Below are 18,400 nucleotides of genomic sequence, written 5' to 3'. Positions count from 1 at the left end.
GGCGGCTTTCGCGTCGCCACCAGGTCGCGGTTACTTGATCAGGCGTAGCGTGAACGGATAGCGGTAACGCACGCCTTCGTTGGCCTTGATCGCCGCGATGATGGTCAGCACCAGCCACGCAAGGCCGATGATCACCCACAGCGGAATCGCGATGATCAGGCCGATGCCTAACGTCATGACCGACAACAGCAGCAGGATCAGGAACGCGATCGCCACCGTGATGTTGAAGTTCAGCGCCTCCTTGCCCTGATCGTCGACGAACGGCATGGTGTCCTTCTTTACCAGCCAGATGATCAGCGGGCCGATGAAGCAGCCCCAGCCGCCGCCGAAGGCGCCGGTGAGAATGGCCCCGAGCAGCGAGGAAAGGTGCGCGAACATCGCCCACTGACGTTCTTCGGTCGAGGGCACGCCAGCCAGCGAAGGATCGCCCGGCGCAGGCGGAATGACGGACTCGGGCGGAACGCTCATGCGTATCTCCTCAACGTCGACAGCTTCTCTATTGACAGCCGGCCGGCCCAGCGCCGGTGGTGTGGATGCTAGCAAGCCTTGCGCGTTTTTCCGAGTGAACTTGCGGCAGGGGGCGGAAGCTTGCGGCAGGCTATTCGCCGGCCACCGTCATCCGCTCCAGCAGGATCGAGCCGGTCAGCAGGTGCGAACGCGGATCGACGTCCGTGCCCACCGCCACGATGCCGGCGAACATCTCGCGCAGGTTGGCGGCAATCGTGATCTCCTCGACCGGATAGGCAATCACGCCATTCTCGACCCAGAAACCCGCCGCGCCGCGCGAATAATCGCCGGTGATGGTGGACACGCCCTGGCCCATCACCTCGGTCACCAGCAAACCGGTGCCCATCCGGCGCAGCATGCCGGCGAAGTCGTCCTGCGCATGGTCGGCACTGCCCGCTTCGACGATCAGGTTGTGAATGCCGCCGGCATTGCCGGTCGACTCCAGCCCCAGCTTGCGCGCCGAATAGCTGCCCAGCACGTAGCGCGCCAGCACGCCGCCCTCGACCAGGGTGCTGTCGCGGGTGGCCACGCCTTCGGCATCGAAGTTGCCGGAGCCCTGGCCGCGCTGCAGATGCGGCCGCTCGTGGATGTTGAGCCATGCCGGCATCACCGGCTTGCCGACGTGGTCGAGCAGGAAGCTGGCCCGCCGATACAGCGCCCCGCCGCTGACCGCGCCCAGCAGGTGGCCGATCAGTCCGCGGGCCAGCTCCGGCACAAACAGCACCGGGCACTGCCGCGTCGACAGGCTGCGCGCGCCCATGCGCGCCAGCGTGCGTTCGGCCGCCTTGTCGCCCAGCGCCTGCGCGCTGATGAAATCGCCGGCCGCGCGCACGCTGTCGTACCAGTAGTCGCGCTGCATGCCGTCCTCGTCGCCGGCGATCAAGGCCAGCGACAGCGAATGCCGCGTGCCGCGCTCGCGCCCGACGAAGCCGTGCGAATTCGCATAGACCGACACGCCCTGCCCGGCCTGTACGCTGGCGCCGTCGGAGTTGCTGATGCCGGCGTGCGCGCGTCCCGCATCCTCGATCTCGATGCCCAGCTCGATCGCCCGCGCGGTATCGATATCCCACGGATGCCACAGGTCGAGATCGGGAAAGGACCTTGCCATGCGTGCAGCATCGGCCAGTCCCGCCGCCGGATCGGCCTCGGTATAGCGCGCGATCGCGCAAGCCTGGTCCAGCGTGGCCTGAATCGAATCCGGATGCAGGTCGGCGGTGCTGGCCGAACCCTTGCGCTGTCCGAAGTACACGGTGAGCCCGAAGCCGCGGTCGCGGGTATGCTCGACCGTCTCCACCTCGCCCAGGCGCACATTCACGCTGAGGCCGGTGTCGATGCTGGCTGCCACCTCCGCCTGGCTTGCGCCGGCGGCGCGGGCGCGACGGATCACGTCCTCGGCGAGTTCGGCCAGCCGGTCGAGTTCGGCCTCACTTCGATCCGTGTGGCTGCGATCCGGGCTGATGACAACTTCGCTCACGTTGGGCTTTCCTGGGGGTTAGACGGGTAGAATAAGCGGTTCGCGACCGCTGCACCTCCAAATGGGGGCCGCGGCAACGAAATGCAAAGAGCTGCGGAGAACGCCATGCAACTGACCGCCGGCATCTATCGCCACTACAAGGGCCAGCGCTACCGCGTGCTGGGCACCGCCCATCACAGCGAGACGATGGAGCCACTGGTGGTCTACCAGGCGCTGTATGGCGATCATGGCCTGTGGGTACGCCCTGCCGCGATGTTCAGCGAAACCATCGAGCTGGATGGCGAGCCGATCGCCCGTTTCGCGCTGGAGCAGGCCGAGCCTGCAGCCGACGCCGACACCCACGCCTGACCCACGCACCACCTTCCGGAATTGAAATCGTGAGCCCAAGCCGCAGCCGCAACCAGACCGAACTCGACGACCAGGAGTACGGCCCCAGCCGTACCCAGCAGCGCCGCGAGGCACTCGCCGTGCTGGTGCTTGCGCAGCAACTGGTCGATCTGCAGCCGAGCCGGCTGGCCAAGCTCGACCTGCCGGAAGACGTGCGCCGCGAAATCGACGTCACCCGGCGCATCACCGCGCATATCGCGCGCAAGCGCCAGATGGCGTTCCTTGCCAAGGTCATGCGCCGCTATGGCGAGGAAGACTTCGCGTCGGTGCGTGCCGAACTCGGCGAGAATCGCGAGAAGCAGCGTCAGGAAACCGCCGCGATGCATCGCCTCGAAGCGATGCGCGATCGCTTGATCGCCGAGGACGAAGGTGCGTTGTCGGAATTGATCGCCGAGCATCCGCAGGTCGATCGGCAGCATCTGCGGTCGCTGGTGCGGCAGGCGCGCCTGGAAAAGGAAATCCCGAACAAGCCGCCGCGGGCGTATCGGGAGATTTTTCAGTTGTTGAAGGATCTGGCGCAGAAAGGCGATTCGGCCGAAGGCTGAGTGCTCTGCGACACCTTGCGCGACGCGCGTATACAGGTCCTCCCAGAGTCGTCATTCCGGCGAAGACCGGAGGAGTTTTTCAACAGCGAAGCTGGTCATCGCTTCTGCCTTTCCTGCACTTAGGTATCAGAGCGAAGAGCTTTCACCCTCCTCCGGAGGGCGAGGTTACTTTTCTCTTGGCCACGCAAGAGAAAAGTGACTCCAAAACTCGGGTCAGCTCGAGTGCATTTTTGAGAGGCTGCTCCTGGCCGATAGGTCCAAATTGTCCCTGACACCTCTTGGCCTCAACGGCACGCAGGGGAGTCCGCGAGTGCTGCCGATAGATGGTCGGAGAACGCACGTACCTTGGCGGCGCGACGGCGTTCGGGTGGGCTCACCAGGTTGATCGGTAACGAACTGGGCTCCCAGCCCGGAAGTAGGATCTGTACATCTCCACTGGCGATCAGATCCTGAAAGAGCCAGGTGGGCACGTAGGCAATGCCCAAACCGTCGATGACCGCCGCCCGCAAAATCTCCTCTGAATTCGTCTGCAAGGAGCCCTCGACGCGCACGGACGCCGTTGACCCGTCGGCCGTTCTGAAGTCCCACACATTTCGGGTGCGCATTTCCGTGTAGACGATGCACGGGTGGCGTTTCAAGTCGGCCGGGATCTGCGGTGTCGGCCGCTCCGCCGTCATGGCGGCGACGAATGAACGACTCGCGACCACGGCCAGCCGGGTAGTGCCGATGCGCCGCGCGACCAGCGTGCTATCGGCGAGGTTGCCGATGCGTACGGCGACGTCGATGCCGTGCTCGACCAAGTCGATGAAGCCGTCGTTGAGTCTGAAATCTATTTTCACACCGGGGTGGGCGGTGAGAAACGAAAGCACGTGCGGTCGCAGCACGCGCGTGCCGAATCCGACCGAAGCGGCCACTCGGAGCCATCCGGTGAGCTGCTGCTCGCCCCGGCGCAACTGGCTCTCGGCCTCCATTACCTCGGCGACCAGCCGTCGGGCGTCTTCGAAATAGCGTTCGCCATCGTCGGTGAGCGAGAGCATGCGCGTCGTTCGCGTCAGCAGCTTCACGCCCAGATGCCGTTCAAGCGCCGCCACCTGCTTGCTCACCGCACTCTGGGTGCTGGACTGCTCCCGCGCCACGGCCGAGAAGCTGCCCGTCTCCACGACGCGCACGAAGGTGTGCATGGCCGACATGCGATCCACAAGCTGCCCTTATTGATGCCACGTTGGACTGAATGTTAGGCCAAATCCTGGTCTACCGGCGATCTGGTTCTGCAATCACAGTTCACCCCACTGAGTCATCACTGCCACTGGAGCCCCTCATGAACACCATAACCGTGCCCACCTACGACCACGTCTCGCCGGCCAACCAGGCCATCTTCGACAGTATGAAGAAGAAGTTCGGCTTCGTCCCGAACCTGTTCGCCACCTTCGCGCATTCCGAAACCGCGCTGGCAACCTACCTGATGCTGAATAACTCCAAGAGTTCGCTGAGCCCGAAGGCGCGCGAGGTCATCAACCTCGTGGTCAGCCAGGTCAACGACTGCGCCTATTGCTTGGCGGCGCATACGGCGGTGGGCAGCATGCTCGGCTATACGCCCGAGCAGATTCTGGAGATCCGCGGCGGCGGCGTGTCCTTCGATCCGCGCCTGGATGCACTGGCCAGGCTTGTGCGCAACATCGCGCTGGAGCGTGGACATGCCGACCAGGCTCTGGTGCAGGCCTTCTTTGCAGTCGGCTGGACAGAAGCCAATCTCGTCGATGCGATCGTCGCCATCGGCGACAAGATGACCACCAACTTCCTGCACTCCACCACGTTGGTCCCGGTGGACTTCCCTGCCGCGCCCCCGCTGAACAGTTGACGTCCTCGCAGGACTCAGGAACCGGCCACGAGCGGCATTTCAACCACGACCGGGTATTCCCGGCAGAAGGCGGTTGCAACCCGGCAGACCCGGGCACTGGTCGGTCGTGGTCGGCGGACTTACCAAAATTCACACGCTAAAACTGGAGTAATTGCCATGACCCAAAACCATGACGAGCACGAGGCGACACCTCCCTGGGACGCAGCGTCGGTAAACCTGACCTCGAAAGAGATGGCACCGGGCGTGTTTGCGGTGATGCCTGACGACGTATTCGCCAAGGACCACGTCGCTACGACGGGGGGCTTTGTCATCGGCGAACGAAGCGTTTTGGTTGTCGAGGCCATGTTGAACGGCGATCTTGCTTCCCAGCTCATCGGGCTGGTCCGCCAGCAGACCTCGAAGCCGATTCGCTTCCTCGTCAATACCAGCTATCACGGCGACCATGCGTACGGGAACTACGTGTTTCCGGAAAGCACTGTGGTGATCCATCATCCCGCGACCAAGCGCTACCTGGACGAGAACTTTGAAGACGATCGCCGCTTCACGCTCGGCCTCATGGGCAAAGGCAATGGCATTGAGCGGGTGCAGTCTCGCAGCGCCGATATCACTGTCTCGGACTTCATCAGTGTCGATCTTGGTGGTCGAACGGTCGAGATTCGTCACTTTGGATTTGCGCAGACGCCAGGTGACCTGGTGATCTGGACGCCGGACGCGAAGGTTCTGTGGGTGGGCAACATGATCCAGGCTCCCTCTCCGGCGCTCCCGTGGCTTCTTGAAGGACGTCACCGGGACACCATCGAGACGTTGACGAAGGTTCGCGATTTCCTCCCCGAAGACGCGACGATCATTCCGGGACACGGCCGCCCCATGCGACCGGCGGATATCGACTTTCCGATTCGGTATCTGCGCGAGCTTGATACCGCGGTCAGCGCCGCGATCGCAGCGGGTGAATCGGTCGAGGCTACGCTCGAGGCGGCCGGCATGTCGCACTACGGCGAATACAGCTTGTTCGACTGGGCGCACAACACGGTCAACGTGCCTGCTGCGTACGAGGCCATTCGACAGATCCCCAAGTAGAGAAAGCGCAGCGTTCTGCCATGCGAAGACCTATGGCAGCGCATGTCTCTTCCGCGCCCGGTGGGATTCGCCAACACCGGAGCGATGGCTGCACTAATCAGAATGTCCGCTTCACGGCAGGTCCGACAGCGCCTGCCCGACGATCGCTGGGCGACCTGTTTCATCCCTTGCGAACGGCGGCTTTGCGACAGGCACACCTAGGTCGCTGACCGTCTCTTCATGGCCGTTTGTAGACATACCAACTCACACGTCAAATCGAAAAGCTTGGCTTCGCAGGCTGTTCCGCTCTCGCAAGCGCGCAGCGGTTGCGCACCGGGTACGGGCCAGGATGGCACGCTGCTCTACCCGGCCCCCCTGTGCGGCGGTGAGTCGGGGACGACAGGCACCGAAGGGGGAATCGACATGGATGTCGATTCCTGTTCGTCAGGGCAGGATGCCCTGTCGAAAAGCCCGGCCCCGGCTCACGGACTTGCCGCCCATGAATGGGCGGCAAGCGCCAAGCGGGGTGGCCTTCTCCTTTACTCCGGGCATCCTGCCTTCCGCCCTTCGGGCCGGCTTCGCCGTTCGCGCCGCTCCTGCGGCGCAGTGGTTGCTTTTCTCTTGGCCACGCAAGAAAAAAGTGACTCGGCTGCCACAGGCAGACGAAAGCTCTTTGCTCTGATGCCTAAGTGCAGGAAAGGCAGAGGCGATGACCAGCTTCGCTGTTGAAAAACTCCTCCGGCCTTCGCCGGAATGACGACTTGGAGGTCTGGTGCGGGCCTTCACCGGAATGACGAGGGTTCGAGTTTGGTGCAAATACCCAGACTTACGAAGCCGTTCCACCCACCGTCATCGCATCAATCTTCAACGTCGGCTGACCGACACCGACCGGCACACTCTGTCCATCCTTGCCGCACACACCGACGCCGTCATCGAGCTTCATGTCGTTGCCGATCATCGAGACGCGGTTGAGTACCTCCGGGCCGCTGCCGATCAGGGTGGCGCCCTTCACCGGAGCAGTGATCCTGCCGTCCTCGATCAGGTACGCCTCGCTGGCGGAGAACACGAACTTGCCGTTGGTGATGTCGACCTGGCCACCGCCGAAGTTCGGCGCGTACAGGCCCTTCTTCACCGAGCGGATGATCTCGGCAGGATCGTGCGTACCGCCGAGCATGTAGGTGTTGGTCATGCGCGGCATCGGCAACGTGGTGAACGATTCGCGGCGGCCGTTGCCGGTAGGCGCCATGCCCATCAGGCGCGCGTTGAGCTTGTCCTGCATGTAGCCCTTGAGAATGCCGTCCTCGATCAGCGTGGTGCACTCGGTCGGCGTGCCTTCGTCGTCGATGCTGAGCGAACCGCGACGCCCCGGCAGCGTGCCGTCGTCGACGATGGTGACGCCCTTCGCGGCCACACGCTGGCCGATGCGGCCGGAGAAGGCGGAGCTGCCCTTGCGGTTGAAGTCGCCTTCCAGGCCATGGCCGATCGCCTCGTGCAACAGCACCCCGGGCCAGCCGGGGCCGAGCACCACGGTCATCTGACCGGCCGGCGCGTCGATCGCGTCGAGATTCACCAACGCCTGGCGCACCGCCTCGTCGGCGAACGCCAGTGCGCGGCCGTTCGCCATCAGCTCGGCATAGCCGTAACGGCCGCCACCGCCGGCGCTGCCCTGCTCGCGGCGACCGTTCTGTTCGGCGATCACCTGCACGTTGAGCCGCACCAACGGACGCACGTCGGCCGCCAGCGTGCCATCGGAGGCGGCGATCAGGATCGTGTCCATGGTGGCGGCAACGCTGACGATGACCTGCCTGATGCGCGGATCGCGCGAACGTGCATACGCATCGACTTCACGCAGCAAGGCGATTTTTTCGGGATTGGGCAGGCTCTCGACCGGGTCGATCGCCGGGTACAGCTGGCGTGCGCCGTTCAGCGCCAGCGGCTTGCCGGCGCCGCGGCCGTCGTGCGCGATCGCCCGCGCCGCTTTCGAGGCTTCCAGCAGCTGCGGCAGCACGATCTCGTCGGAATAGGCGAAGCCGGTCTTCTCGCCGCTGATCGCGCGCACGCCCACGCCCTGCTCGATCGAGTGGCTGCCATCCTTGACGATGCCCTCCTCCAGCAGCCACGACTCGCTGCGCGAATGCTGGAAGTACAGGTCGGCGGCGTCGATCGCCGGGCCCATCAGCTGGGTGAACACGCGGTCGAGGTCGCCGGTGGCGAGGCCGCCGGGGGTAAGCAACTTGCTCTGGGCTAGCGCGATCAGGGAATCCATGGTGCTCGCTTTCTGCGGTCGATCAGGAACTATCCCACATGGGGTTGCCCTGGACCGCTTTAAAGCGGTGAACGGGATGTCTGGGCTACCATGCAAACCGGCGCCGGCCGGCGTCGAAGGGGGAAATCGCAGGATGAGTGAGCATTCCAGGCATGGGGGCGCCCGCAAGATCATCAACCACGTGGTGAAGGCGCCAGTCGCGGAAACCCGCGCGCTACTGCACGACGATGGCGAGATGAAGCCGGGCCAGGGCTGGATCAGCAGCACGATCGCACTGTCGCTGGGCTTCCTGTGCCTGCTGGCGGTACTCGCCTTCCACTTTCCGCAATACCTGACCACGCCGGACCTGCGCCACAAGTATTCGGTGGACGTGCTGCGCCAGGTGCTGCTGGTCGGCCTGCTGGTCGCCGGCGGCATCTCGCTGGGCAATCTGGTGCTCAACCGTCAGCGCAACATCAATATCGTGGCGTTCGTGCTGGTGTTCGCCGCGGTCGCGCTGGGCGGCTCGCGCGTGCCGGTGGGCAACTTCCCCGATCACACGCCGTATATCGGGCTGGACTGGTTCATCCTCGACCTGCTCGGCTCGACCCTGATCTTCGTGGTGATCGAGAAACTGTTTCCGCTGTACAAGGGCCAGGCGATCTTCCGCAAGGAATGGCAGACCGACCTGAAGCATTTCGCGGTTAACCACTTCATCGTCGGCCTCGCGCTACTGACGGTAAATTTCCTGCTGCATCACCTGTTCGGCTGGCTGGTCAGCAGCAACTTCCAGCAGACCGTGCAGCACATTCCGTTCCTGCCGCAGCTGCTGCTGTGCGTGCTGGTGGCGGACATGGCGCAGTACTGGACGCATCGCGCGTATCACGAGGTGCCGTTCCTGTGGCGCTTCCACTCGGTCCATCACAGCGTGAAGACGATGGACTGGCTGGCCGGCTCGCGCCAGCACATGCTGGAGCTGATCTTCACCCGCGTCTGCGTGCTGGCGCCGCTGTACATCCTCGGTTTCAGCGAGGCGGCGATGAACGGCTACATCCTGATCGTCGGTTTCCAGGCGGTGTTCAACCACGCCAACGTGCACCTGCCGTGGGGGCCGCTGAAGTATGTGCTGGTGACGCCGGACTTCCACCACTGGCACCACGCCTCCGACGACGAGGCGATCGACCGGAACTACGCGGCGCACTACGCTTTTCTCGACTATCTGTTCGGCACCGCCGTGAAGTCGAAGAACAAGTTCCCCGAACGCTATGGCGTGGTCGGCGACTACATGCCCGACGGCTTCGTGAAACAGCAGCTGTTTCCGTTCCGCCGGCACGACACGGCAGCGGAACCGCCGGCCTGAGCCGCCGGAATCAGTGCCCGATCGAGCTTGCCGGCGCCGGCGCGACGCTACCCGACGACGCCGGCAGGCTGCCAGGCAGCACGGCTGCAGGCGGGGTGACACCATGCTTCTCGACCAGGGTCATCACCGGCTTGTCCCAGCTTCCGGTGATCTTGTAGCGCGCACTGGCCGCCTGGTTCAGGCCCCTGCCGAGCAGCCCCTGCACGGCGAACCCCGCCGCCGCGCCGATCGGACCACCAACCACGGCACCCACCAGCGGCAGGCTGTTGCCGATGTGCGGCACCACGATCATCTGCTGGTCGTAATCCTTGGTCCGCAGGCCGGTACGGCCGCTGACCCGGACATTGGCCGCCGGCCCGTCGATCGCGAGGTTGCTGGTGGTGGCATTGCCATCGGCCAGATGGAAGTCGCCGACAATCGAATCGAACGCCAGTCCCTTGCCGAACACATCGCCGAAATCCAGGCTGAGCCGGCGCGGCAGCTCGGCCAGCGAAACCAGGCCCAGCAAACGCCCCACCCCAGGCGATGATGCCTCGGGGATGCGGCCGTCGTTGACGTGGATGCTGAGCGTGCCGTCCATGGTAGCCAGCGACAACGCGCTGGGCGCCCCGGGCCAGCTGGCATCGAGTTCGTCATGCGTCTTGCCGCCATTCACCAGCCCGTCGTAACCCAGGGCTCCGAGCATCTCGCCGAGATCCTCGGCTGCGAAACTGATCTTCATATGCGTATGGCTGTTGCTGGCACTGCCATTCCAGTCGCCGCTGGCGTTGATCTGCACCCGGCTGGACAGCGCACGCAGCTGCTCGATGTGCAGGCCATTCGCGGTGGGCCAGGTTTCCAGGCGCGCCTCGCCGAGCTTGGCGTCGCCCAGGCGCAGATCGCCCACCCACATGTGAAACGACGGCAAGGTGGCCGGATTGACGCCGGTATTGGCCGGATCGACTGCCGGCATCGCGCCGGCGCCCGTCGCTGCCGCCGGCGACGTCTCCGCAGTCGGACTCTTCGGCCAGTACAACCGCTGCAGGCGCACCGTGACGCCACGCTTGTCCAGTTCCTGCGTGGGCACGCTGAAATTGCCGGCCATCGCGACACCGCTGATGTCGGCGCTCAGTGCATCGCTTTGCGGCTTCACCTGGATCGTCATCGCGCCGAGCGGATGATCGAACCATTCAGCCTGGTCGGTGCTGACGTCGATGCTTTCCAGACCCGGGCCGTTGCCGCCACTGCCGCCCGCCGCCAGTTGCACCCAGCCGGTGACATCGAGCTGGCTCGCATGGCCGCGGATGCGCAGACCTTTCAGCGGCAGCGCATCCGGCATCTGGTCGCCAAACGCCAGCGTGCCCGCCACCGGCTGCTTCGGATCGGCGGGCAGGCGCAAGCGCTCGCGCATCACCTGACCCAACGCCACCTGCACATCGCTGCCGCTGACCGGCAGGCCCAGTGTCAGGTGCAACGGCATGCCGGCCTCCGCCGACTTGTGCAGCGGCGCCGGCAGGTCTAGCGCGGTGCCGAGCAGCGGCGAATCGACGCTGAGGGTCTGGCTGAGCGCATCGTGGCCGGGAATCTTTGCAAGCACGTAGCCGATCGTGAAATCGCTGCGTCCGTGAGCCAACTGTCCCAGCCAGGCCAGTGACGGATAGTCCTGCACCAGCTCCGCAACCATGTAGCTGCCTTGCAGTTGCGCCGACAGCACGGTGGCGGGATCGCCGTTGGCACCTGCTACTGCCAGCTGCAACTTGGATGGCTGGCCGTGATAGCTGGCGACCAGCGGGCCGGCCTGCATGCCATGCAGATCGAAGCGCAAGGGCCCGTTGAGCTTGTCCAGCTTGAGGTTCCACTCCGCTGCGCTCAGATCGGCGTCCTTCAGCTGGGCGGTGCCGCTGAGCCGGGCGTCCTCGACCTTCTTCAGCGGCAGGCTCAGATGGAAGTCGAACGTGCCGCTGCCGCCCACGTTCAACTTGGCCAGCGTATCGGACTGCTGGCTGGCGATCGGACTCTTGCGCACGAAGTTCATCAGACTGGCGCCACTGCCGCTGCCCTGCACGTTGAGGTCGAGCAGGCCGTCACCGAAATCCGGAATCAACGCCACCGCCTTGTCCACCTTCACGCCCAGCGACTGGCCGCCGCCAGCCTCAATCAGCATGCCGCTGTTGATGAAATTGGCCACGGCGCTCACGTTTTCCGCGCGCGGCCACGCATCGCCGTAGTTGAACGTGAGGTCGCTGATCTGCGCGCGCGCCTCGAAACGGCCTTCGTTGTGATGGAACGGCCAGTCAGCCAGATCTCCGCGCACCAGCACCTGGGCCTGGTCGACGTGACCGGACACCAAAGCCCGATCCAGCCAGGCGACCGTCTGCGGCGGCATCACGCTGACCGGCCAGAACAGCTTGGCGGCCGGCACGTCGGCATGATCCACCGAGGCGTAGATGTCCAGGAATGGCGCGCCGCCCTGTGCCGGCAGGATCGCCTCGCCGCGAGCCTGTCCGGCGTAACCGGTACCGACGAAATCGAGGGCATCGGCACCGATGTGCCAACCGTCGTCCTGCCGCCAGAATGCCAGCGTGCCGGCCAGCTTCGACAACACGAACGGCTGGCGGAACAGATGGGAGAACTGCAACGTGGCAGGCTGGGCCGGCAACTCCAGCGAGATCGCCTCGGCATCGCCGCGGAATTCGCCATGCAGATCGTTCAAGCCCGGCAGCTTGCCGACCGGGTCGATACCCAGACCCTGAAAAGTCACGTCCAGCGCGCGCAGGCCGCCGGCGCGGTCCCACTGCAGTGCAACCCGGCTCAGGTCGCCGTGAGGTTGCCCGCTGCCCAGCCACTGCGCCAAGCCCGGCGGCAGATCCGGCGCCAGCGCCAGCCAGGGCAGCAGCGGGGCCAGCTGCAGCTCCCGCGCAGCGACACCGACGCTAACCTGCGGGGTGTCAGGACGATCCAGGCGGAGTGCCAGCGCGCCGCCATCGTCGCCAGCCCAGCGTATGTCGTAGCCATCGTCGGTCTGACGCAGGCCAGCCAGCCCATGCAGGGCCGGCACACTGGCCGTGGCGCCCGCTGGGGAGGTCACCGCCAAGGCATCCAGGTCGAAGCGGATCAAGCTGTTGGCCACGCTGCCCTTGCGCCAGTCCAGCCACGCCGACAATCGACCATGTCCCTGATCGGCCGTATAGCCGTCCATATCGATGCCGTCCAGCAGCGGCTTCAGCTCGACATCGTCGGCGCCAAGCCAGACCTGTCCGCTGCTGCCGTCCTCGCGAAAACGCCCCGCCGTGCGCAGCGCCGTGTTCACGCCGCCGCGCTGCAACAGTCCGCCGAAACGGATCTGGCTGCCCTGCCGGCTCAGTCGCAATTGCGGCGCCAGCAACGTGTAGTGCCTGCCACGGATGGCATCGGTGACATCGACCCGCAGATCCTCCAGCCACAGGTCCAGTGAAAGCCGGCCCGGCGAGAACGGCTGCTTGTTGGCGCCGCCGGCGACGCCGATGCCGTTGACGTGCCAGCCATCGGCGTCACGTGCCAGATCCAGTTGCATGCCACGCACATGCAGGTTGAGCAGGTGTCGCGTCGGCAGCAGCCAGCTACCGAAATCCAGCTTCAGCTCGGACTCCGGCAGCTGCAGCACGGTGCCTTGCTCACCCGGCGCCATGCCTACCGTCACGTTGTGCATCACGAACAGCGGGCCGGACGGCGTCCAGCGCCCTTCCATCGAGATGAAACTGACGGGGCGCTGCACGCGCTGGCTGAGCTGCGCGGCCACCCACGCCGGATGTCGCGCCAGCAGCGGCAACAGCAGTTGCGCCAGGGCCATCAGCACGGCGAGCAGGATCACGCTGACGCCGGCCACCCAGCCCAGCGCACGCGCGCAAAGATGAAGCCGCTGCCGCCACCGCTTGTTCACGCGTGGCAATCCGGACCGTGTTTACAGCAAGACGACATCAAACTGTTCCTGCGAATAATGCTCTTCAGCTTGAAAGCGTATGCTTTTGGAGATGAACTCTTCCAGTTCGGCCACCGCGGTGGACTCTTCCTCCAGGATGCGGTTCACCACCAGCGGGTTGGCCATCACCAGCAGCTGCTGGGCATTGAACTGGCGCACCGCGCGGGTGATCTCGCGGAAGATCTCGTAGGTCACCGTTTCGGCGGTCTTCAGCACGCCGCGGCCGTTGCAGGCCGGGCATGGCTCGCACAGCTGCCGCGCCAGGCTCTCGGTGGTGCGCTTGCGGGTCATCTCGACCAGGCCCAGCGCCGACATCGGGTACACCGTGGTCTTGGCGTGGTCGCGCGCCAGGCCCTTGGACAGCATGCGCAGCACTTGGCGCCTGTGCTCCTCATCGTTCATGTCGATGAAGTCGATGATGATGATGCCGCCCAGGTTGCGCAGCCGCAGCTGGCGCGCCGCTGCCTGCGCCGCCTCCAGGTTGGTGCGGTAGACGGTCTCCTCCAGGTTGCGCGAGCCGAGATAGGCACCGGTGTTGACGTCGATCGTGGTCATCGCCTCGGTCTGGTCGACGATCAGGTAGCCGCCGGATTTCAGCGGCACCTCCTTCTTCAGCGCGCGCTGCATCTCGTCCTCGACCCCGTACAGGTCGAAGATCGGCCGCTCGCCGTCGTAGTGTTCGATGCGGTCGTCCAGGCTCGGCATGAACTTGTGCACGAACTTCACCACTTTCTCGTAGGTCGCGTGCGAATCGACCCGCACCTTCTCGATGTCGTCGTTGAGCATGTCGCGCAGGCTGCGCAGCGGCAGCGACAGCTCCTCGTAGACGCGCTCGCCCACCTTGGCCTTGGCGATGTTTTCCTGCACCACCCGCCACACCTTGGTCAGGTAGGCCACGTCGAAGGCCAGCGATTCGGCGCTCTGCCCTTCGGCATTGGTGCGCACGATGTAGCCCAGCGGGGTTTCGCCGATCAGCGGGGTCAGCACTTCGCGCAACCGCTGGCGCTCGGCTTCGTCCTCGATCCGGGCTGAAATGCCCAGCGTGCGGGCGTACGGCAGCAGCACCAGATAACGCGAGGGAATCGACAGGTGCGCCGACAACCGCGCGCCCTTGGTGCTGATCGGATCCTTCACCACCTGCACCACGATCTCCTGGCCCTCGTGCACCAGTTCGCTGATCGAAGGGGTATGACCGTTGCCGTTGCCATTCGGCTCGGCGCCATCGGCGGACGGCGCCGGCCGCACGATATCCGAGGCATGCAGGAACGCCGCACGCTCCAGTCCGATCTCCACGAACACCGCCTGCATGCCGGGCATCACCCGCTGCACCCGGCCCTTGTATACATTGCCGACATAGCCCCGCTTGGAGGCCCGCTCGACGTGAACCTCCTGCAACATGCCGTTCTCGACCACCCCGACCCGTGTCTCGCGTGGGGTCACGTTGATCAGTATTTCTTCGCTCACCGCATACTCCCCCGGACAAGTCATCTTTATAGCGGCTGCAGCCACAGGCTGTCGATGAACCTTGGCCGGGAAACCGCATTCCTGCGTCCGATCCCTCAAAATAGGCGTCCGGCGCGCACGAAATTGCCGCTGGCAACGACTTTGTGCGACGGTGACATCACCGGGGGCGCCAACTCCGATGGCAAGCCCCGGTCGACCGGACAACCCTGGAGAGAAGCATGACCACGCCGATACTGCTGGCCTGGAGCGGTGGCAAGGACTGCCTGCTGGCGCTGCAGCGCCTGCTCGCCGATCCGCAATGGCAGGTGGTCGGCCTGCTCACCACGGTCAACCGCAACTACCAGCGCGTGGCGATGCACGGCGTGCAGCGCGAGGTGCTGCTGGCACAGGCCGCCGCGCTGGGGCAGCCGTTGCTTGAAGTCATGCTGGACTGGCCCGGCAGCAACGAAGCCTACGAACAGGCCCACGCCCAAGGGCTGGTCGAGGCGCGCATGCGCTGGCCCGGCATCCGCCATTGCGCCTTCGGCGACCTGTTCCTGGAAGACGTGCGCGAATACCGCGTGCGCCAGCTCGGCCGCGACAACTGGCGCGCGGTGTTTCCGTTGTGGGGCGAGGACACCGCCACGCTGTCGCGACGCTTCGTCAGCGAAGGCCATCGCGCCATGCTGTGCTGCGTCGACACCCAGCAGCTCGATGCCGGTTACTGCGGCCGCGACTACGATGCCGCCCTGCTCGACTCGCTCCCGGCGGGTGTCGATCCCTGCGGCGAACGCGGCGAGTTCCACACCTTGAGCTACGCCGGCCCGCTGTTCCGCCAGCCGCTCAAGCTGCGTCGCGGCGAATCGGTGCTGCGTGACGGACGTTTCCAGTTCACCGACTTCCTGCTCGACAACAGCCGGCTCGACGACCATGGCAAAGCTGGCTGAAAGCCACATCCTGCCCGATGTGCTGCGACCAGGCCTGAGGCTGGTGTTCTGCGGCACCGCCGCGGGCAAGCGCTCGGCCGCCGAACGCGCCTATTACGCGCATCCCGGCAACCAATTCTGGCGCGCGTTGCACCAAGCCGGGCTGACGCCACGCCAGCTGTCGCCCGCTGAATTTCCCCTGCTGCACGATTACGGCATCGGGCTTACCGACCTGGCCAAACGCCATGCCGGCAACGACAACGAACTGCCGCGCGATGCTTTCGATGTACCCGCCCTGATCGCCAAGATCGAACACCATGCGCCACGCCTGCTCGCGTTCACCAGCAAGAATGCGGCACGCGCGCTGCTGGGCCGTAGCGTCCGCTATGGACTGCAGGATGAGAGCATCGGCAGCACGCGCTTGTTTGTATTGCCGTCACCTTCCGGGCAGGCGCGCGGTCACTGGGATCTGTCGCCGTGGAAAGCACTGTCAAACTACGTCAGCAAGCCTTGATCGCTGGAATCCACCCGAGAATGCATCAACGTTCGTGCAGCCCTCAATCGATCGGCGTCTGCCGATCCTTGCTGACATCACGCTCCGGCACCACCGCTGCCTTGTTCGTCCATGAGCCACGGATATAGCTGACCACCGCCGCCACTTCGGCGTCGCTCAGCTGCTGCGCGAACGGCGGCATCGAATACGGCCGTGGATTGGCTGCCGTCAGCGGTGCAAAACCACCCAGCAGGACTGCGCGGGTCGCGTTGATGCCGCTCGGCTCGGTGACCGAGGAATTGCCGTCGAGCGGCGGGTAGATGCCGGCGACGCCGTTACCATCCTTGCCGTGACAATCCGCGCAATGCTGCGTGTAGATTTTCTCGCCCTGCTGCACGAGCGAATTCGCATTGAATGGCGACGGCTCCTCCGCTGCCGGAGGTCGTGCCGGCAACGAGCCGAGATAGGTCGCCACCGCGCGCAGGTCGTCGTCGCTCATGTGCTGGGTGCTGCCTGCCACCACGTCGGCCATCGGGCCGAACGCTGTACCCTTGGCCGACTGGCCGGTTTTCAGCAAGTCGACGATATCCTGCTCGCTCCAGCCATGCAGGCCGCCGTTCCGCCGCGTGCTCAGGTCCGGCGCATACCAGTTCTGCAACGGAATCTGGCCACCGGTCAGATGCATGTCCTGCGGCGTACCGCCGAGCGAGTCGCGCGCCGCATGGCATTCGTTGCAGTGGCCCAGGCCCTGCACCAGATAGGCGCCGCGATTCCACTGTGCCGTCTGTTGCGGATCAGGCTGGAACACGCCTTCCTTGAAATACAACGCACGCCATGCGGCCACGCTGTTGCGCACGCTGTAGGGAAAATCCAGCATCAACGGCCTGGACGTCTGATGCACGGCCGGCAGCGACTGCAGGTAAGCGAACATCGCCAGCGCATCGTCGTGCGTCACCTTGGTATACGAGGTGTAGGAGAACGCCGGATACAGCAGTTCGCCGTGACGGCCCTTGCCGGCATGCAACGCCTGCCAGAAATCCTCGAAGCTCCAGTCGCCCAGACCGGTGTCGCGATCCGGCGTGATGTTGGGCACCGGGATATTGCCGAATGGCGTCGCCAGCAAGCGGCCTCCGGCAAACGCGGCGCCGCCCTGCGCGGTATGGCAGCCGGCGCAATCGCCAACCTTGACCAGGTATCCGCCGCGCGCGATCAAGGCGGGATCGTGCAGCGTGGCGGCAGTCACCTTGCTCATCGCCGGCGATGTCGGTTGATGACCGCCACCGAAAAACAGCCAACCCACCAGCAGCAAGACCAGTATCGCGATCAACAGCAACAGCCGACGCAACCACTTCATGTACCGTCTCCCGTCGCGCCCAGGACCCCGCACGGCAAGGGCGGCGTCACCGAACCGGCAGCCTGCGCATGCGTGTCCGCGGGCAGCTGGCGGCTGGCCAGCGCTGCCGCCACCGCGGTGATGTCCGAATCACTCAGCCGGTTGGCGATCACCGCCATGCAGTCCGGCGCCACCGTGCCGCGGGTATGCGTGCGCCAGGAACCCAGCTGCGCGCTGAGGTAGTCATACGGCAGACCGACCAGCCCCGGCGTGGACGGTTGCACCCCGGTCAGCTGGTTGCCGTGGCAACTGGCGCAGGCGGGAATCCTGCTCGCGGGATCGCCCTTGCTGACCAGTTGCTCGCCACGCTGCAAGGTTGCCGCAGAAACCGGCGGCAGCGGCGAGCGGCTGTACGGCACCTGCTGCGCCGCAAAGTATTCGGCAATCTCCTGCATGTATGCCGGGCTCAGCTGGCGCACGGTGTATTCCATCGGCGCGTACTTGCGCAGGCCGTTCTGGAAATCCTGCATCTGCCGCGCCAGGTAGGCGGCTGGCTTGCCTGCCAGGCGTGGAAAATAGCCGCTGCCGGGCGTGCCTTCGCCATGCACGCCATGGCAGGTGGTGCAGGCGGCGATGCGTTGCTGCAGGGTATCGGGAATCTTCGGCGCGTCGGCTGCACGAGCCGCTGCAGCAATCAGCATGGCGGCTGCAAGCAGCGCAACGGCAACGATGGGCGTGGCAGGGCGCAACTTGGTGTTCGTGTTCATGCCCGGAGTATAGGCGTGGCCGGCAGCGGCGATTCATCCGTCATGCGGCTAAGCTGGGCTGTCGCGACA

At 65.1% G+C, this 18,400-nt stretch carries 15 protein-coding genes; 7 read left to right on the top strand and 8 right to left on the bottom strand.

Features of this window, described 5'->3' with window-relative positions:
* Positions 1-30: 30 nt before the first annotated feature.
* Together B0E46_RS15395 and pmbA are read right to left on the bottom strand one after the other, a co-directional pair.
* Positions 31-468, bottom strand: a complete 438-nt coding sequence (locus tag B0E46_RS15395) for a DUF4870 domain-containing protein (protein ID WP_077556621.1) — start codon at positions 466-468, stop codon at positions 31-33.
* A 130-nt stretch (positions 469-598) separates the two neighbouring features.
* The gene (gene pmbA / locus B0E46_RS15390; RefSeq protein ID WP_077556620.1) at positions 599-1,981 is read right to left on the bottom strand and encodes a metalloprotease PmbA; all 1,383 of its coding nucleotides are present in this window, start codon (positions 1,979-1,981) and stop codon (positions 599-601) included.
* Between the two features lie 105 nt (positions 1,982-2,086).
* Between pmbA and B0E46_RS15385 the strand changes: the two genes are divergently transcribed.
* Together B0E46_RS15385 and yjgA are read left to right on the top strand one after the other, a co-directional pair.
* Positions 2,087-2,329, top strand: coding sequence for a DUF1653 domain-containing protein (locus tag B0E46_RS15385; RefSeq protein WP_077556619.1), 243 nt, complete (start codon positions 2,087-2,089; stop codon positions 2,327-2,329).
* 29 nt (positions 2,330-2,358) lie between these two features.
* Positions 2,359-2,913 (top strand): ribosome biogenesis factor YjgA, encoded by a 555-nt coding sequence (yjgA, locus tag B0E46_RS15380; protein WP_077556618.1) that lies wholly within the window; start codon positions 2,359-2,361, stop codon positions 2,911-2,913.
* Between the two features lie 284 nt (positions 2,914-3,197).
* Here yjgA and B0E46_RS15375 read toward each other — a convergent pair whose 3' ends face one another.
* A complete protein-coding gene (locus tag B0E46_RS15375) occupies positions 3,198-4,094 on the bottom strand; it encodes a LysR family transcriptional regulator (protein WP_217316357.1) in 897 nt (298 codons plus the stop codon).
* A 137-nt stretch (positions 4,095-4,231) separates the two neighbouring features.
* Here B0E46_RS15375 and B0E46_RS15370 point away from each other — a divergent pair, with 137 nt between their 5' ends.
* Complete coding sequence (locus B0E46_RS15370; RefSeq protein ID WP_077556616.1) at positions 4,232-4,771, top strand: carboxymuconolactone decarboxylase family protein; 540 nt, start codon at positions 4,232-4,234, stop codon at positions 4,769-4,771.
* Positions 4,772-4,927: 156 nt separating this feature from the next.
* A complete protein-coding gene (locus tag B0E46_RS15365) occupies positions 4,928-5,848 on the top strand; it encodes an MBL fold metallo-hydrolase (RefSeq protein WP_077556615.1) in 921 nt (306 codons plus the stop codon).
* Positions 5,849-6,653: 805 nt separating this feature from the next.
* Here the strand turns inward: B0E46_RS15365 and tldD are convergent.
* Positions 6,654-8,093, bottom strand: coding sequence for a metalloprotease TldD (tldD, locus tag B0E46_RS15360; RefSeq protein WP_077556614.1), 1,440 nt, complete (start codon positions 8,091-8,093; stop codon positions 6,654-6,656).
* A 133-nt stretch (positions 8,094-8,226) separates the two neighbouring features.
* On the opposite strand from tldD, the gene B0E46_RS15355 reads away from it, so the two are divergent.
* Entirely contained in the window at positions 8,227-9,432 is a 1,206-nt protein-coding gene (locus tag B0E46_RS15355; RefSeq protein ID WP_077556613.1) for a sterol desaturase family protein, read from the top strand.
* A gap of 10 nt (positions 9,433-9,442) precedes the next feature.
* Here B0E46_RS15355 and B0E46_RS15350 read toward each other — a convergent pair whose 3' ends face one another.
* Positions 9,443-13,330 (bottom strand): YhdP family protein, encoded by a 3,888-nt coding sequence (locus tag B0E46_RS15350; protein WP_077556612.1) that lies wholly within the window; start codon positions 13,328-13,330, stop codon positions 9,443-9,445.
* Between the two features lie 21 nt (positions 13,331-13,351).
* Positions 13,352-14,833: a ribonuclease G gene (rng, locus tag B0E46_RS15345; RefSeq protein ID WP_077556611.1), complete on the bottom strand. Its 1,482-nt coding sequence runs from the start codon at positions 14,831-14,833 to the stop codon at positions 13,352-13,354.
* A 218-nt stretch (positions 14,834-15,051) separates the two neighbouring features.
* Between rng and B0E46_RS15340 the strand changes: the two genes are divergently transcribed.
* Positions 15,052-15,759, top strand: coding sequence for an ATP-binding protein (locus tag B0E46_RS15340; protein ID WP_077556610.1), 708 nt, complete (start codon positions 15,052-15,054; stop codon positions 15,757-15,759).
* Positions 15,743-16,252 (top strand): mismatch-specific DNA-glycosylase, encoded by a 510-nt coding sequence (locus B0E46_RS15335; RefSeq protein WP_077556609.1) that lies wholly within the window; start codon positions 15,743-15,745, stop codon positions 16,250-16,252. Before B0E46_RS15340 ends, B0E46_RS15335 begins: the two co-directional genes overlap by 17 nt.
* A 43-nt stretch (positions 16,253-16,295) precedes the next feature.
* Here B0E46_RS15335 and B0E46_RS15330 read toward each other — a convergent pair whose 3' ends face one another.
* Together B0E46_RS15330 and B0E46_RS15325 are read right to left on the bottom strand one after the other, a co-directional pair.
* Entirely contained in the window at positions 16,296-17,585 is a 1,290-nt protein-coding gene (locus B0E46_RS15330; RefSeq protein WP_077556608.1) for a cytochrome c, read from the bottom strand.
* Positions 17,582-18,265, bottom strand: a complete 684-nt coding sequence (locus B0E46_RS15325; protein ID WP_254425196.1) for a c-type cytochrome — start codon at positions 18,263-18,265, stop codon at positions 17,582-17,584. Before B0E46_RS15325 ends, B0E46_RS15330 begins: the two co-directional genes overlap by 4 nt.
* Between the last annotated feature and the right edge of the window lie 135 nt (positions 18,266-18,400).

The sequence above is a fragment of the Rhodanobacter sp. B04 genome (genome assembly GCF_002001125.1).
Lineage (GTDB): Bacteria > Pseudomonadota > Gammaproteobacteria > Xanthomonadales > Rhodanobacteraceae > Rhodanobacter.
Note: the sequence above shows the minus strand (reverse complement) of the source record. Positions and strands in the feature narration are given on the sequence as shown.